12 protein-coding genes and 1 tRNA gene are annotated in these 15,741 nt (G+C 69.6%); 4 read left to right on the forward strand and 9 right to left on the reverse strand.

Annotated elements, in window-relative coordinates:
- Positions 1–131: 131 nt before the first annotated feature.
- Entirely contained in the window at positions 132–1,067 is a 936-nt protein-coding gene (locus K4L06_RS19495; protein ID WP_343225788.1) for a 2-oxoglutarate and iron-dependent oxygenase domain-containing protein, read from the reverse strand.
- Between the two features lie 197 nt (positions 1,068–1,264).
- On the opposite strand from K4L06_RS19495, the gene K4L06_RS19500 reads away from it, so the two are divergent.
- The gene (locus K4L06_RS19500) at positions 1,265–3,127 is read left to right on the forward strand and encodes a sulfatase-like hydrolase/transferase (RefSeq protein ID WP_221672967.1); all 1,863 of its coding nucleotides are present in this window, start codon (positions 1,265–1,267) and stop codon (positions 3,125–3,127) included.
- 543 nt (positions 3,128–3,670) lie between these two features.
- Here K4L06_RS19500 and glmM read toward each other — a convergent pair.
- The 5 genes from glmM to K4L06_RS19525 form a co-directional block, all read right to left on the reverse strand.
- Entirely contained in the window at positions 3,671–5,014 is a 1,344-nt protein-coding gene (glmM, locus tag K4L06_RS19505) for a phosphoglucosamine mutase (RefSeq protein ID WP_221672968.1), read from the reverse strand.
- A 186-nt stretch (positions 5,015–5,200) separates the two neighbouring features.
- Positions 5,201–6,091, reverse strand: coding sequence for an acetyl-CoA carboxylase, carboxyltransferase subunit beta (gene accD, locus K4L06_RS19510; RefSeq protein WP_221672969.1), 891 nt, complete (start codon positions 6,089–6,091; stop codon positions 5,201–5,203).
- Between the two features lie 124 nt (positions 6,092–6,215).
- Positions 6,216–7,019, reverse strand: a complete 804-nt coding sequence (gene trpA / locus K4L06_RS19515; RefSeq protein ID WP_221672970.1) for a tryptophan synthase subunit alpha — start codon at positions 7,017–7,019, stop codon at positions 6,216–6,218.
- Positions 7,020–7,164: 145 nt separating this feature from the next.
- On the reverse strand, positions 7,165–8,379 hold the full coding sequence (gene trpB / locus K4L06_RS19520) for a tryptophan synthase subunit beta (protein WP_221672971.1): 1,215 nt from the start codon (positions 8,377–8,379) through the stop codon (positions 7,165–7,167).
- A 283-nt stretch (positions 8,380–8,662) separates the two neighbouring features.
- Positions 8,663–9,076: a hypothetical protein gene (locus tag K4L06_RS19525; protein WP_221672972.1), complete on the reverse strand. Its 414-nt coding sequence runs from the start codon at positions 9,074–9,076 to the stop codon at positions 8,663–8,665.
- A gap of 172 nt (positions 9,077–9,248) precedes the next feature.
- On the opposite strand from K4L06_RS19525, the gene K4L06_RS19530 reads away from it, so the two are divergent.
- From K4L06_RS19530 to arsC, 3 genes are all read left to right on the forward strand, one after another.
- The gene (locus tag K4L06_RS19530) at positions 9,249–10,103 is read left to right on the forward strand and encodes a hypothetical protein (RefSeq protein ID WP_221672973.1); all 855 of its coding nucleotides are present in this window, start codon (positions 9,249–9,251) and stop codon (positions 10,101–10,103) included.
- A 208-nt stretch (positions 10,104–10,311) separates the two neighbouring features.
- Positions 10,312–10,386 (forward strand) — tRNA-Val (locus K4L06_RS19535).
- A 102-nt stretch (positions 10,387–10,488) separates the two neighbouring features.
- On the forward strand, positions 10,489–10,854 hold the full coding sequence (arsC, locus tag K4L06_RS19540) for an arsenate reductase (glutaredoxin) (protein WP_221672974.1): 366 nt from the start codon (positions 10,489–10,491) through the stop codon (positions 10,852–10,854).
- 644 nt (positions 10,855–11,498) lie between these two features.
- Here the strand turns inward: arsC and K4L06_RS19545 are convergent.
- The 3 genes from K4L06_RS19545 to K4L06_RS19555 form a co-directional block, all read right to left on the reverse strand.
- The gene (locus tag K4L06_RS19545; RefSeq protein ID WP_221673704.1) at positions 11,499–13,121 is read right to left on the reverse strand and encodes an FMN-binding glutamate synthase family protein; all 1,623 of its coding nucleotides are present in this window, start codon (positions 13,119–13,121) and stop codon (positions 11,499–11,501) included.
- A gap of 88 nt (positions 13,122–13,209) precedes the next feature.
- Positions 13,210–14,499, reverse strand: a complete 1,290-nt coding sequence (locus tag K4L06_RS19550) for a nucleotide sugar dehydrogenase (RefSeq protein ID WP_221672975.1) — start codon at positions 14,497–14,499, stop codon at positions 13,210–13,212.
- Positions 14,500–14,548: 49 nt separating this feature from the next.
- A complete protein-coding gene (locus tag K4L06_RS19555) occupies positions 14,549–15,646 on the reverse strand; it encodes a diguanylate cyclase (protein WP_221672976.1) in 1,098 nt (365 codons plus the stop codon).
- Positions 15,647–15,741: the final 95 nt, after the last annotated feature.

Consider the following 15,741-nt stretch of genomic DNA (forward strand, 5'->3'; position numbering starts at 1 on the left):
GGTCCGCAATGGCCGATGACAAACGCCGGGCGGTGCCGTCTGGCATCGCGATGGCTGGTTCGCTCCGGGAGAAAAAGAAAAAGCCGGCGCGAGCCGGCTTTTCCGTTGCTGCGATGCCTCGCGCGCGAGGCTTACTTGAGCTTGATCTCGCGCAGGCGCTCTTCCAGATAGCCCTGGGCGGTGATCGGCTCGGGGTAGCGGCTGGGGTTGTCGGCGCTGATCGTCGAGGGCAGCACGTCGATCAGGAAGTCCGGGTTGGGGTGCAGGAAGAACGGGGTCGAGTAGCGCGGCTGGCGCGCCTGCTCGCCCGGCGGGTTGACCACGCGGTGGGTGGTCGAGGGATACACGTGGTTGGTCAGGCGCTGCAGCATGTCGCCGATGTTGACCACGATGGTGTCGGCGTCGGCGGTGAACGGCACCCACTCGCCCTGGCGCGACTTCACTTCCAGGCCGGCGGCGCTGGCGCCGACCAGCAGGGTGATCAGGTTGATGTCCTCGTGCGCGCCGGCGCGCACGTTGGGGATGTCGTCGGTGGTGATCGGCGGATAGTGGATCGGGCGCAGGATCGAGTTGCCCGAATTGGTTTTGTCGGCGAAGTAGTTCTCCGCCAGGCCGATGTGCAGGGCCAGCGCGCTGAGCACGCGCGAGCCGAGCCGGTCCAGGGCCTGGTACAGGCCGTAGGCCTGCTCGCGGAATTCGGGGATTTCCTCCGGCCACAGGTTGGCCGGCATGTCCGCGGCGTACTTGGAGTCGCGCGGGATCTCGCGGCCGACGTGCCAGAACTCCTTCAGGTCGAAATGCTTGGAGTCCTTGGCGGTTTCCACGCCGAACGGGGTGTAGCCGCGCGCACCGCCGCCGCCGGGCACGTGGTACTTGCGCTTGACCTCGTCGGGCAGAGCGAAGAAGCGCTTGAACACGTCGTAGGAGCGGTCGATCTGCTCGTCGGAGATGCCGTGGCCGCGAATGCCGGCGAAGCCCCATTCGCGATAGGCCGCGCCGAGTTCGGCGACGAAGGCCTCGCGGTCGGTGTCGAAGCGGCGGATGTCCAGGGTGGGGATCTGACTCACGTAACCTTCCTGTGGTGTCTTCGGTCTCGAGTAATGGACCATTTTCGCTCAAACCCGGCGTCCGCGCTCGCCGCGGCGCGACAGGGCCGGCAAAGCCGCCTCCCGGCGGTATTCCGGGGGCGGATTACGCGATACAGTCGCGCCCCGACCGGCCTTGCGCGCCGGCAGTACCGTCGGCCGCCGAGAACGCCCCCCGCATGCAAGATACAGTCGCCCGCCCCGCCTTCCCGGCGCGCCGCGCCCTGGCCTGGCTGACCGGGTTCATCTTCAGCAACGCGCTGGCCGCGATCGCCATCGCCGCGTCCAACATCCCCTTCGCCCATCTGGCCGAGCACTGGAAGGCCGCGTTCTTCCTGACCCTGGCCCTGCCCGGCCACTTCCTGTTCTTCGGCGCCGTACTCGGCCTGCCGGCGCTGCTGCTGGGCTGGGCGACCCGCAGCGTGCGGGTGCTGGGCGCGTCGGCCGTGCTGCTGCAGGCGGCCTGGATCTGCCTGCTGCTGACCGACGCCAAGGTCTTCGCCCTGTACCGGTTCCACCTCAACGCGATGGTCGCCAACATGGTGTTCGGCGGCGCGATGCAGGACCAGGTGGTGTTCTCCGGCGCGGTCTGGGGCCTGATCGCGCTCGCGGTCGGCTCGGTGCTGGCGCTGGAGATCGTGATCGCCTGGCTGTGGTGGCGCCTGCTCGAGCGCCGGCCGGGCTGGCAGCGCGTGCTCAAGGGCTGGCTGGCGGCCGCGGCGGTGATGCTGGTCGGCCAGGGCATGGTCGCCTACTACGACGCGCGCGGCGACCGCGCGGTGATGTCGCAGCTGCCCTACATCCCCTGGGCCCAGCCGATCACGCTCAAGGACGCCTTGGCCCGATTCGGCATCGAGCGCGACCCAGGCGCGTCCTTGCCGACCCAGGGCGAGGGCCTGTTGACCTACCCGCTGCGCCCGCTGCAGTGCGACCCGGCGCCGAAGCTCAACGTGGTGGTGATCCTGCTCGAATCGCTGCGCCACGACGCGCTCGACCCGCAGGCGATGCCCAACGTGTGGGCCTACGCGCAGCGCTCGCAATGGTTCGACGACCACTACAGTTCCGGCAACGCCACCCGCTTCGGCGTGTTCGGCCTGCTCTACGGCCTGCCCGGCGGCTATTGGCACCCGATGCTGGCCGAACAGCGCGGCTCGGCCCTGATCGGGCAGATGAAGCGCGACGGCTACGGCATGCACATCTACGGCAGCGCGCCGCTGTACAGCCCCGAATTCGACCGCACGGTGTTCTCGGAGGTGCGCGACCGGGTGGTCAACGGCCCGCGCAAGCGCAAGAGCGCCGAGCGCGATCGCGAGATCCTGCGCCGGCTGCAGGCCGACATCGCCGCGACCCCGCGCGACGGGCGCTTCTTCGGCTTCGTGTTCCTGGATTCGCCGCACCAGCCCTATTACATGCCCAAGGGCTATCCGCCGCTGGCGCGGCCGATGGCGGCCGACGTCAATCCGCTGGACCTGGGCCCGGACCACGACCCGACCCCGGAATTCAACCGTTACCGCACCGCGGTGCATTACGCCGACAGCCTGATCGGCGAGTTCCTGCGCGCGCTCGACGCCGGCCCCTTCGCCGAAAACACGGTGGTGCTGATCACCGGCGACCACGGCGAGGAATTCAACGACCTCAAGCTCAACTACTGGGGCCATAACGGCAACTTCTCCGACTACCAGCTGCGCACCCCGTTCGTGCTGCGCTGGCCCGGCCGCGCGCCGCAGAAGTTCGCCCACGTCACCGCGCACGAGGATTTCGTCCCGACCGTGATGCGTCACGCCTTGGGCTGCCGCAACCCGGCCGGCGACTACAGCACCGGCCGCGACCTGTTCGGCCCGCCCCAGCCGCAGCGGCCGTTGCTGGTGGAAAGCTGGTCGCAGCGCGGCATCCGTCAGGGCGACCGGATCTATCTGTTCGACAGCTACGGCGCCGCCACCGTGGTCGACCGCCGCTACCGCCCGCTGCCCAACGCCAAGGTCGACCCGACCGCCCTGCGCCAGTCCTGGGACATGCTGACCCGGTTCCAGCAACAGCACTGACCTGCACGCGCTTCGGTCTGTGGGGTTGCGTTGCGGCCGCCGTTGCCGTTGCCATTGCCGTTGCCGTTGCCGTTGCCGTTGCCGTTGCCGGAAAGAGCTTGGCGCCGCCGCGAACTCGCGAGAACGCCCTGAAGCCCCGGAGGGCGGCCCGCAGGGATGCGGGCCGTGCGCAGCCAGGCCATGGATGGCCTGTGCGGAGCAGCCCTGCGAAAACACCGTCCCATAGTGGCTCTTGATTCGAAACAGCCATGGCGTTTTCTTTGGTTACTTTCTTTGTCGCCTTGGACAAAGAAAGTGACCCGGCCGCTTGCGGACGGAAGCTTTGCTTTTGAGCTTTGGAAGCCTTCGAACGGCAGACGCCGCGAGACCGCAAGAACGCGGTCGCGGCTTGCGTCGCTCCTACAGGGGGCATAGGACAAAGACGCGGCTAGATTGAACGATGGCAGTCGCGGCTCACGCCGCTCCTACAAGGGCGGTGCGCAAACAAAAACGCACCGGCGCGCTGGGCGCCGGTGCGTCAGATCGCAACTGCGTGCCGGCGACTCAGGCCGCGGCGGCGCGCACCGCAGCGGACAAGGTGTCCAGGGTCGATTGCATCAGCGCCTCGTCGTCGGCCTCGACCGTGACCCGCACTACCGGCTCGGTGCCCGACGGACGCAGGAAAGCGCGGCCGCGGCCGCTGACCGCGGCCTGGGCGTTGCGCAACGCCTCCTGCACCGAGGCCGCTTCGGCCGGCTTGGCCTCGCCCTCGTAGCGCACGTTGACGGTCTTCTGCGGCACCCGGTACAGCCCGTCCAGCGCCTCGCGCAGGCTGATGCCGTTGCGCCCCAGCACTTCCAGCACCTGCAGCGCGCTGACGATGCCGTCGCCGGTGCTGGTGCGGTCCAGGCACAGCAGATGGCCGGAGGCTTCGCCGCCGAGCACGCCGCCGTGGGCGATCAACTGCTGGTGCACGTAACGGTCGCCGACCTTGGCGCGCAGGAAGCCGATGCCCATCTGCTCGAACGCGCGCTCCAGGCCGTAGTTGGTCATCAGGGTGCCGACCACCGGCCCCTGCAGGCGGCCGCTGCGCTGCCAGTCGCTGGCCAGCACGTACAGCAGGTCGTCGCCGTCGCAGACCCGGCCTTCGCCGTCGACGAACAGGACCCGGTCGCCGTCGCCGTCGAAGGCGATGCCCAGGTCGGCGCCGGTGGCCTTGACCCGCGCGACCAGGGTCTGCGGATGGGTCGAGCCGACGCCGTCGTTGATGTTGAGGCCGTTGGGATCGATGCCGATCGCGTCGACCCGCGCGCCGAGCTCGCCCAGCACCAGCGGACCGGTCTGGTAGGTCGCGCCGTTGGCGCAGTCCATGGCGATGCGCATGCCGCTGAGGTCGAAGCCCTTGGGCACCGAGTTCTTGCAGGCTTCGACGTAACGGCCGATCGCGTCGCGGGTGCGCACGGCCTTGCCGAGGCGTTCGGACTCGACGGTGCGGAACGGCTGCTCCAGCGCCGCCTCGATCGCCAGTTCGGTCTCGTCGTCGAGCTTTTCGCCCTCGGCCGAGAAGAACTTGATGCCGTTGTCGTAATGCGGATTGTGCGAGGCGGAAATGACGATGCCGCCGTCGGCGCGCAGCGAACGGGTCAGGTGCGCGACCGCCGGGGTCGGCATCGGCCCCATCAGTTGCACGTCGACGCCGGCGGCGACCAGCCCGGCTTCGAGCGCAGCCTCGAACATGTAGTTGGAGATGCGAGTGTCCTTGCCGATGATGACCATCGGATTGCGCCAGCCGCGCCGGGTCAGGGCGTGACCGTAGGCGTTGCCCAGGCGCAGGACGAAATCGGCGGAAATCGGGCCTTCGCCGACCCGGCCGCGGATGCCGTCGGTGCCGAAATACTTACGAGCCATGCAGTTCAACCTCCAGGTAGCGCGGCGCGTCGCACCAGGACGCGGGCGCTGGATGTGATCGGGACAGGATCGAAGACGCCGCCGACACCGATCGCGCCCCTAGGCCATCCAGCCCACGCTCGTGTCCACAGACGGCAAGGACCGCCGCAGCGGTCCCCCATGACGCGCGCGGTCGGGCCGCTGCGATCAAGCCGCCGCCTCTGCGTCGTCTTCGGGTTGCGATTGTTTCATCAACAGCGCCAACAGATGCGAGAGGCGGTCACGCATTTCGCGTCGATCGCAGATCTGGTCGACGGTGCCGTGCTCGAGCAGGAACTCGCTGCGCTGGAAACCGTCCGGCAATTTTTCGCGCACGGTCTGTTCGATCACGCGCGGGCCGGCGAAGCCGATCAGCGCGCCGGGCTCGGCCAGGTTGAGGTCGCCGAGCATCGCGAACGAGGCGGTGGTGCCGCCGAAGGTGGGATGGGTCATGACCGAAATGAACGGCAGCCCGGCGTCGCGCAGCCGGCCCAGCGCGGCGGAGGCCTTGGCCATCTGCATCAGCGAGAACAGGCTTTCCTGCATGCGCATGCCGCCGCTGGCGGCGAAGCAGATCAGCGGCACGCGGTCGGCCAGGGCGCGCTCGGCGGCGCGGGCGAAGCGTTCGCCGCTGACCGAGCCCATCGAGCCGCCCATGAAGGCGAAGTCCATCGCGCAGGCGACCAGCGGACGCTGCTTGAGGGTGCCGGTCATCGCCACCAGCGAGTCGCGCTCGCCGGTCGCCTTCTGCGCCGCCTTGAAGCGTTCGGCGTACTTCTTCTGGTCCTTGAACTTCAGCACGTCGACCGGGCTGAGCTCGGCGGCGATTTCCTGCGAGCTGCCGGCGTCGAGGAACGCGAGCAGTCGCACGCGGGCGCGGATCGGCATGTGGAAGCCGCACTTGGGGCAGACCTCCAGGTTCTCCTCCAGCTCCGGCCGGTACAGCACCGCGCCGCAGCTTTCGCACTTTTCCCACAGCCCCTCGGGGACGCTGCGCCGCTTGGCCGCGACCGTCTCGGTGCGGATGCCGGAGGGCATGAGTTTCTTGAGCCAAGACATGCGATGGAATCTTCCTGTTCAGGCAACCACGGGTGAAGTGCCGGCGGGCAACGGGGCGGCAGGCGCCACCGCGCACCGGCGGATGAGTTTAGCGCAGCGGGCGCCGACGCCCGCCGCCGGCCGTTCAGCCGCGCGCGTCCAGGGCCTGGCGCAGCGGGGCGAGGAAGTCCGCGGCGGTGCGCGCGGCGGCCTCGTCGCCGGCCTCGGCCAGGGCCGCGACCAGGGCGCTGCCGACCACCACGCCGGCGGCCTCGCGCGCCATCGCCGCGGCGCTGGCCGCGTCCTTGATCCCGAACCCGGCCACCACCGGCACCCGGCTGCGGGCGCGGATCTCGTGCAGGCGGTCGTTGGCGGCGCCGGCGTCGAGCCGGTCGGCGCCGGTGACCCCGGCGAAGCTGACGTAGTACAGATAGCCCTGGGCGCCCTCGCACAGCAGGGCCAGGCGCTGGTCGGTGGTGGTCGGCGAGGCCAGCAGGATCAAGGCCAGGCCGGTGTCGGCGAAGGCGCCGCGCAGTTCGTCGGCCTCTTCCGGCGGCAGGTCGACCAACAGCACGCCGTCGACCCCGGCCGCGACCGCGTCGGCGGCGAAGCGCGCCGCGCCGCGGATCTCGATCGGGTTGAGATACCCCATCAGCACCACCGGCGTATCGGCGTCGTCGCGGCGGAACTCGCGCACCGCCTGCAGCACCCAGCCGAGCCCGGCGCCGCGCGCGATCGCGCGCTCGGAGCTGCGCTGGATCACCGGCCCGTCGGCCATCGGATCGGAGAACGGCACGCCCAACTCGAGCACGTCGGCGCCGGCGCCGACCAGCGCGTGCATGACCGGCACGGTCGCTTCCAGCGAAGGGTCGCCGGCGGTCAGGAACGGGATCAGCGCCTTGCGGCCGGCGGCGTGCAACTGGTGGAACTTGGCGTCGATTCGGTTCATGGATGAAAGGCTTTGGCTTTAGCCCCTCGCCCGCGTGCGGGAGAGAGGTCGGGGTGAGGGCCGCCGGCGTCGGCGAGCATCGGATCGGGCGCGCGCCCTCATCCGCCCTGCGGACGCGTGCTCCCGCAAACGGGAGACGGGAGCATCAGAAGTGCAGCCCCTCGCGCCCGGCGATGGTATGCACGTCCTTGTCGCCGCGCCCGGACAGATTGCACAGCACCACCTGGTCCTTGGGCATCGAGCGCGCCAGCTTGATCGCCTGGGCGATGGCGTGGCTGGACTCCAGCGCGGCGAGGATGCCTTCGGTGCGGGCCAGGGTGCGGAACGCGGCCAGCGCGTCCTCGTCGGTGACTCCGACGTACTCGGCGCGGCCGGCGTCCTTGAGGAAGGCGTGCTCGGGACCGACGCCCGGGTAGTCCAGGCCGGCGGAGACCGAGTGGGTCTCGATGATCTGGCCGTCGTCGTCGCACAGCACGTAGGTGCGGTTGCCGTGCAGCACGCCGGGGCGGCCGGCGGCCAGCGAGGCGGCGTGGCGGCCGCTGTCGATGCCGTCGCCGGCCGCTTCGGCGCCGACGATGCGCACCGAGCGGTCGTTGAGAAAAGCGTGGAACAGGCCGATCGCGTTGCTGCCGCCGCCGACGCAGGCGGTGATCGCATCCGGCAGGCGGCCGTACTCGTCCAGCATCTGCGCCCGCGCCTCGCGCCCGACCACGGCGTTGAAGTCGCGCACCATGCGCGGATACGGGTCGGGACCGGCGACGGTGCCGATGATGTAGAAGGTGTCGCGCACGTTGGTGACCCAGTCGCGCATCGCTTCGTTGAGCGCGTCCTTGAGGGTCTGCGAGCCGCTGGTCACCGGCACCACGGTCGCGCCGAGCAGCTTCATCCGGTAGACGTTGATCTTCTGCCGCTCGATGTCGGTCGCGCCCATGTAGACCACGCACTCCAGGCCCAGGCGCGCGGCCACGGTGGCGCTGGCGACGCCGTGCTGGCCGGCGCCGGTCTCGGCGATGATCCGGGTCTTGCCCATCCGGCTGGCGAGCAGGGCCTGGCCGATGGTGTTGTTGATCTTGTGCGCGCCGGTGTGGTTCAGGTCTTCGCGCTTGAGCAGGATCTGCGCGCCGCCGACTTCGTCGCTGAGCCGCTGGGCGTGGTAGATCGGGCTGGGCCGGCCGACGTAATGGGCCAGGTCGCGCTCGAACTCGGCGATGAAGGCCGGGTCGACCCGCGCCGCATCGTAGGCCGCCGCCAGTTCCTCCAGCGGCGCGATCAGGGTCTCGGCGACGAAGCGCCCGCCGAAGCGGCCGAAGTGACCGGACGCGTCCGGGTAAGCGTGGAAATCGATCGATTCTGCGGACATCGGCTCGGCGCGCTGAGTGGGCAACGTGGGACGCCGCCGGAAGCGGCGACGGGAACCGTGGAGTTTAGGCCATCGCGGGCCCGACCGTACGCGTTGCCGGCCGATGGAATGGGACCGGGGTCGCGGCGCCGTGGCGGGCGGCGTCCAGGACGCTGGAATCGCCCGACTGCCGCCCGACCGGGTCCAGCCCCTGCCCCGATCCGGCAAACGCGCCGGACCGCACGCCAGCAACACTCCGGCAACGAAAAGGGCGCCGCAGCGCCCTTTCGTCAACGATCCCGGATCAGGCGCGGCGGGTCCGCCGCGGCGCCGGCCTGCGCGCTCCGCGCCGAGCCTGCGCCGGCTTGGCCGCCTTGCGCGGCTTGCGCGCGCCGCGGCGCGACTTCTTGCCGCCCTTGAGGCCGAGCTTGTCCAGCACCGGCGCCAGCCGGGCTTCGACTTCGGCGCTGAACTTCACCACCGTCGGCTCGACCTGGCCGCGCATGTTCTCGATCCCGCCGCGCACGTTGTCGCGCGCATCGGCAACCAGGCCCTGGGCGCGACGCTGCAGCGAACCGATCCGGTCCAGCGCGCGCGCGCCGCCCGCCAGCGCTTCGCGGCGCGCGACCACGGCCAGGCCGAGGCCGGCCAGCCAGACGTGGCGCAGCGTGGGGTTGGGGCTCTTCGCCGCCGTCTTGTTGCGCTTCACAGCTGCCATGGTTCGCTCCGCACGACCGCCCGGGACCGGGGGTTTCACCGCGCCACTGTGGGCCGTCGCCATCGAGCATTCACACTAGCCGCGACCGCCGCCGCAAGCCCGCGGCCGCCCTCTTGCCAGCGCGCGGCCGCGGCGGGATGCTGCCCACCCGACCTGTCGACAAGGACCGCAGATGGCCGCCAAATCCGCTTGGGCCGCTTTTCCCCACGACGCCAAGGCCTACGCCTATGCCGGCGACGCTCTCAAGAAAGCCTGGCCCAAGCTGCATGCCGGCGACACCGAGCCCTACCCCGACGCCAAGCGCGCCGCCGCCCTGATCGACGCCGCCGGCAAGGCCGCGCCCAAGGGCCTGGATGCGGCCGCGCTCGCCGACGCCTTGCAGGAGGCATGGCGCGCTTTCCACCGCGGCGATTTCAAGGCCGCCTTCGACGCCGGCCAGGCATTGGGCCCGATCGGCGCCACGGTCGCGGTCAAGGCGCTCGGCATCCACGCCACTTACCTGGTCGAGGACGAAGACGAGCAACTGCAGCGCTACGAGCAGGCGGCCAAGATCGCCGAGGCCGCGGTCAAGGCGCTGCCGGACGAAGCCAACAGCCACTATCGCCACGCCTTCGCCCTGGGCCGTTACAGCCAGGGGCTGAGCATCGCCAAGGCGCTGAAGGCCGGCATCGCCGGCAAGGTGCGCAACGCCCTCGACGCCACCCTGGAACTCGCGCCCAAGCACGCCGAAGCGCATACCGCGATGGCGCTGTACCACGCCGAGATCATCGACAAGATCGGCGGCATGATCGGCGGCCTGACCTACGGCGCCAAAGCCGCCGATGCCGAGAAACACATCAAGACCGCGCTCAAGCTGACCCCGGACTCGCCGATCGCGCATATCGAACACGGCAACGTGCTGCTGCTCCTGCACGGCGACAAGCAGGAAGCCGCGGCCGCGGCCGCTTACGAGAAAGCCGCCAAGCTCAAGCCGCTGGACGCGATGGAAGCCTTGGACGCGGCCTTCGCCAAGGAGCAGTTGGAGTAATCTCGCGGCGGCCGCGAGGACCATGAAGGGACGGAGGGGGTTAAGCGCCCGCGCTTAACCCCCTCCGTCCCTGTCGCGATTGTCCCTGTCGCGATCGGGCAGAACGCGACTGCGGCCGGACACGCCTGCCTCGCCCCGCGGAAAAATTTTCCGCCGAGGCTTGTCAGCCCGGAAAAGCCCGATTACACTTTGCGGCCCGATAAGAATCGGGCGGTTAGCTCAGCGGTAGAGCATCGCCTTCACACGGCGAGGGTCGCAGGTTCGAACCCTGCACCGCCCACCAGTTCCACGAAAGGCCGGCGCAAGCCGGCTTTTTTCGTTTCCGGCACCGCGCCGGCGCGGACCTCGCCTCCGCCCTCGCCCCGTCCAGACCAGGACCCGCCCCATGGCCGACCCTCATCTCGCCCCCACCCGCCTCTACCACAACCCGCGCTGCTCCAAATCGCGCGGCGCCCTGGAACTGCTGCGCGAGCGCGGCCTGGAGCCGGCGTTGGTGACCTATCTGGACTCGCCGCCCGACGCCGCGCAATTGCGCGCCCTGCTCGGACTGCTGGGCCTGCCGGCGCGCGCGCTGCTGCGCAGCGGCGAAGACGAGTACCGCGAACTCGGCCTCGCCGATCCCGCCCTCGACGACGCCGCGCTGATCGCAGCGATGGTCGCGCACCCGCGCCTGATCGAGCGCCCGATCTTCGTCCACGCCGACCGCGCCGTGATCGGCCGACCGCCCGAGCGGGTGCTGGAGTTGTTGTAAGCGGCACGCCCTAGTCCACTCCGACGAACGCTCCGCTCACCGCAGCGGCACAAGCCGTTGCCGTTGCCGTTGCCGTTGCCGTTGCCGTTGCCGGAATGAGCTTGGCGCAGCAGCGAACTCGCGAGAACGCCCTGAAGCCCCGGAGGGCGGCCCGCAGGGATGCGGGCCGTGCGCAGCCAGGCCAGGGATGGCCTGTGCGGAGCAGCCCCGCGCAGGCTCCGTCCCATAGTGGCTTTTGATTCGAAACAGCCATGGCGTTTTCTTTGGTTACTTTTGACCGAAGGAAATCCCGTGGGACTTTGTCGCCTTGGACAAAGAAAGTGACCCGGCCGCTTGCGGACGGAAGCTTTGCTTTGGAGCTTTGAAGCTTTAGAAGCCTCCGAACGGCACACGCCGCGAGACCGCAGGAACGCGGTCGCGGCTTGCGCCGCTCCTACCCCGCGGTGGTTTCGAGCTTCGATCAATAGCACAAGCGTTGATTTCTCTACGCGTCCCGTCGCGGCTTACGCCGCTCCTACAGGGGAGGACAAAGACGCAGCGAGATTGAGCGATGGCGGTAGTGGTTTGTGACCGAAGAAAGCCCCCGTGGGACGCCGCCCCCCCCCTTCTCTCAACAGATACCGATCCTCCCCGCCAACACCCGGCTACAGCGACTTGCTCTCGCGCATCGCCAGCACCCGCGCCGGCGCGGCGAACGAATCGCTGCGTGCCGCGCTCCAGAACGCCTGGAACACCGCATGCGCCGGCACCTTGCCGATCAGGTCGCCCGGAGCGAGGAAATTGTACAAAGCCCCCAGCGAACGCACCTCGGTCGGCGAGACCCGGCGCAGGATGTGCTCGGGCCCGATTTCGCCCGGATGACGCAGGCCCGCCGCGCACAACAGGTCGCGCAGCGCCTTGAGCGTGTTCTCGTGGAAATGGAACACGCGGCTGGCCTTGTCCGGCACGTCGAGCTTGCGCCAGCGGCTCGGATCCTGGGTCGCCACCCCGGTCGGGCAGCGGTCGGTGTGACAGCTCTGCGCCTGGATGCAGCCCAGCGCGAACATGTAGCCGCGCGCGGCGTTGCACCAGTCCGCGCCCATCGCCAGGGTGCGGGCGAGGTCGAAGGCGCTGACGATGCGGCCGGCGGCGCCGATCCGGATCTTGTCGCGCAACTCCAGTCCGACCAGGGTGTTGTGGACCAGCATCAGCGCCTCGTGCATCGGCACGCCGACGTGGTCGATGAACTCCGCCGGCGCCGCGCCGGTGCCGCCCTCGGCGCCGTCGACGACGATGAAGTCCGGCAACAGGCCCGACTCGTGCATCGCCTTGGCGATGCCGAACCACTCCCAGGGATGGCCGATGGCGAGCTTGAACCCGGTCGGCTTGCCGCCGGACAGTTCGCGCAGGCGGGCGACGAAGCGCAGCAGGCCCAGCGGCGAATCGAACGCCGAATGCGCGGCCGGCGACACGCAGTCCTGGCCCATCGGCACGCCGCGGGTGGCCGAGATCTCGGCGCTGACCTTGGCCGCCGGCAGCACCCCGCCGTGGCCGGGCTTGGCGCCCTGCGACAGCTTGATCTCGATCATCTTGACCTGCGGGTCGCCGGCGTTGGCGGCGAAGCGCTGCTCGTCGAACAGGCCGCGCTCGTCGCGGCAGCCGAAATAGCCCGAGCCGATCTCCCACACCAGGTCGCCGCCGTTCTCGCGGTGATACGGCGAAATCGAGCCCTCGCCGGTGTCGTGATAGAAGCCGCCGAGCTTGGCGCCCTTGTTGAGCGCGCGGATCGCGTTGGCCGAGAGCGAGCCGAAGCTCATCGCCGAGATGTTGAATACGCTGGCCGAGTACGGCTGGGCGGCGTTCTCGCCGATCGTCACCCGGAAGTCGTGCGGCACGTGCGCGGTCGGCGCCAGCGAATGGTTGATCCATTCGTAATCCTGGCTGTAGACGTCCTGCTGGCTGCCGAACGGACGCACGTCGTTGACCGACTTGGCGCGCTGGTAGACCAGGGCGCGCTGCTGGCGCGAGAACGGCACCTCGGCGGTGTCGGCCTCGATGAAGTACTGGCGCATCTCCGGGCCGATCGATTCCAGGCCGTAGCGGAAATGGGCCAGCACCGGATAGTTGCGGCGCAGGGTGCTGCGGGTCTGCAGCAGGTCGGCGGTGCCCAGCGCGGCGATCGCGCCGAACGCGGCCACGCCCCACCACCAGTCCGGATGGTGCAGCCAGACCAGCGACAACGAGATCACGGTCAACAGCAGGCTGGCGGCGTAGGCGGCATAACGCATGGCGATCGGTCGGTTCACGAGCTGGCGCCGAGCATAACCGGCCGCGGGTGCAGGCATCGTGCCCGTGCCCGCGCGGCGGCCGCGCCGGCTACAGCCGCGCGTCGACCTGGTCGCGCGGGTACAGGCTCTTGATGTCGTACAGCAGGGCGCCGGGCTTGCCGAACGCGCGCGCGCCGGCGGCGCCGAGGGCGCGGAACTGTTCGTGCGCGACCGCGACGATCACCGCGTCGTAGCTGCCGGCCTGCGGCGCCTCGACCATTTCCAGGCCGTATTCGCGCCGCGCCTCTTCGGCGTGGGCCCAGGGGTCGTGGATCTCGACCCGGGCCTGGTACTCGCCGAACTCGCGCGCCAGGTCGACCACCCGGGTGTTGCGCAGGTCGGCGCAGTTTTCCTTGAAGGTCAGGCCGAGGATCAGGATCCGCGAACCGGCCACGGCGATGCCGCGCTGGATCATCCGCTTGATCACCTCGGCGGCGACGTGCCCGCCCATGGCGTCGTTGATGCGCCGGCAGGCGAGCAGGATGTCGGGGTAGTAGCCCGCGCTCTGCGCCTTCTGGATCAGGTAGTAAGGGTCCACGCCGATGCAGTGGCCGCCGACCAGGCCGGGACGGAACGGCAGGAAATTCCACTTGCTGCCCGCCGCTTCCAGCACCTCGGTGGTGTCGATGCCCAGGCGCTGGAAGATCAGCGCGAACTCGTTGATCAGGGCGATGTTGGCGTCGCGCTGGGTGTTCTCGATGACCTTGGCCGCCTCGGCCACGCGCAGGCTGGAGGCCTTGTGGGTGCCGGCGGGAATGATGCTGCGGTACAGCGCGTCGACCCGCTCGGCGGTGGCCGCGTCGGAGCCGGAGGTGACCTTGGGAATGTCGACCAGCCGGCGCTGGCGATCGCCGGGGTTGATCCGCTCCGGGCTGTAGCCGACGAAGAAATCCCGGTTGAAGCGCAGGCCGCTGGCGCTTTCCAGTTCGGGAATGCAGATCTCCTCGGTCGCGCCGGGGTAGACGGTGGACTCGTAGATCACCGTGTCGCCGGCCTTGAGCAGCGCGCCGAGCGCGCGGCTGGCCTGGATCAGCGGGCTGAAGTCCGGGCGCTTGTGCTCGTCGATCGGGGTCGGGACGGTGATCACATAGGTGTCGCGATCGGCCAGATCCTGCAAGCTGGCGCTGAAGCGCAGCCGGGTCGCGGCGGCGATCTCGCCGGCCTCGTTCTCGCGGTGCAGGTCCTCGCCCAGGCTGAGCTGGGCCACCCGCACCGGGTTGATGTCGTAGCCGACGGTGTCGTAGCGCTTGCCGAATTCCAGCGCCAGCGGCAGGCCGACGTAGCCCAGGCCGATGATGCCGATGCGCGTCTGCGCGAGGTTGCCGCCCTGCTCCGCCATGCCCTGCCCCGATCTTCGAGTCTGCGCCGGGTGTTCCGGACGGTGGATTCTAGTGAGCCTGTTTCGTTGCTGGCAAACCCCGCTCCGCCTCGGCGTCGGCGCACACCACCTGGTTGCGGCCGCGCTGCTTGGCCTGGTACAGCGCCGCATCGGCGTGGCGCATCCACATCGCCGCGCTGACCGTGCGCGGCCCGGTCGAGGCCAGGCCGATGCTGACCGTGCAGCGCAGCGCCGGCGCGTCGTCGAAACGCGCGTCCTCGATCGCCTTGCGGATCCGCTCGGCGATCGAGCGCGCCGGCTCGTCGTCGATGTTCATCAGCACCAGGGCGAATTCGTCGCCGCCGATCCGGCTGGCGGTGTCGGTCAGGCGCACCACGCCGTGCAGGATGCCGGCGACCCGGCGCAGCACCGCATCGCCGATCTGATGGCCGTGGAAGTCGTTGATGTCCTTGAAATGGTCGACGTCGATCAGGATCAGGCTGGCGTGGCGGGACGAGCGCGCGCAATGGGTCATCGCCGCGGTCGCCGAATCGTCCCAATGCAGGCGGTTCTGCAGGCCGGTCAGGGGATCGGTGCGGCTGAGCTGGTCGAGCTGCTTGTTCTGCCGGACCACCTTGCGCGCCAGGCCGTAGGCGGCGCTGCTGATCGCCATCGGATAGACCACCATGAACGGCAGGCAGGCCAGAACCACGGTCATCGAACTGTAGGGCGAGAACGGAAAGCCGATCAGGGTCCACACCGCCGCGCCGGTGATCAGCATCGCCAGCGCGGTGCGGACCAGGAAACGCCAGCCGCCGACGCCGATCTTGTCGGCCGACAGCATCACCGCGAGCAAGGCGCTGGGCACCAGGTTGAACTGCATCACCGCGACCCACAGCCCGCCCAGCGCCGAGTCGATCACCAGGTTGCGGTACTCGGCGTACTCGGGGTCGCGGCTGCGCGAAGCCAGTACATAGGCCAGCGTGGGCCACAGATAGCCGTTGGCGAACAACAGCGCCCACACCCCGACCGCGGCGCGCTGCTCGTACAGCACCCCGGCCACGGCGAAGAACCCGAAGCCCAGCCCCAGCGAGCGCATCGCATAGATGCGGCGGACGAAACGCAGATGCTCGGCGGTACGCCCCGAATCGCGGGAACTGTCGGTCATTCCGCTCAAGCCCCCTCGCTCGTGGATGATCGCGCCGAACCGGTCGTGCCTGCCGTCCGAGCATACCTCGCTTGACGGTCCGGCGAGCACACTGG

The organism is Lysobacter sp. BMK333-48F3 (assembly GCF_019733395.1).
In the GTDB taxonomy this organism is placed as follows: domain Bacteria; phylum Pseudomonadota; class Gammaproteobacteria; order Xanthomonadales; family Xanthomonadaceae; genus Lysobacter.

Bases quoted from the DNA above. Each gene is read 5' to 3' on its own strand.
- K4L06_RS19500 (WP_221672967.1), top strand. From the start codon at position 1,265: ATGCAAGATACAGTCGCCCGCCCCGCCTTCCCGGCGCGCCGCGCCCTG.
- glmM (WP_221672968.1), bottom strand. From the start codon at position 5,014: ATGGCTCGTAAGTATTTCGGCACCGACGGCATCCGCGGCCGGGTCGGC.
- accD (WP_221672969.1), bottom strand. From the start codon at position 6,091: ATGTCTTGGCTCAAGAAACTCATGCCCTCCGGCATCCGCACCGAGACG.
- trpA (WP_221672970.1), bottom strand. From the start codon at position 7,019: ATGAACCGAATCGACGCCAAGTTCCACCAGTTGCACGCCGCCGGCCGC.
- trpB (WP_221672971.1), bottom strand. From the start codon at position 8,379: ATGTCCGCAGAATCGATCGATTTCCACGCTTACCCGGACGCGTCCGGT.
- K4L06_RS19525 (WP_221672972.1), bottom strand. From the start codon at position 9,076: ATGGCAGCTGTGAAGCGCAACAAGACGGCGGCGAAGAGCCCCAACCCC.
- K4L06_RS19530 (WP_221672973.1), top strand. From the start codon at position 9,249: ATGGCCGCCAAATCCGCTTGGGCCGCTTTTCCCCACGACGCCAAGGCC.
- arsC (WP_221672974.1), top strand. From the start codon at position 10,489: ATGGCCGACCCTCATCTCGCCCCCACCCGCCTCTACCACAACCCGCGC.
- K4L06_RS19545 (WP_221673704.1), bottom strand. From the start codon at position 13,121: ATGCGTTATGCCGCCTACGCCGCCAGCCTGCTGTTGACCGTGATCTCG.
- K4L06_RS19550 (WP_221672975.1), bottom strand. From the start codon at position 14,499: ATGGCGGAGCAGGGCGGCAACCTCGCGCAGACGCGCATCGGCATCATC.
- K4L06_RS19555 (WP_221672976.1), bottom strand. From the start codon at position 15,646: ATGACCGACAGTTCCCGCGATTCGGGGCGTACCGCCGAGCATCTGCGT.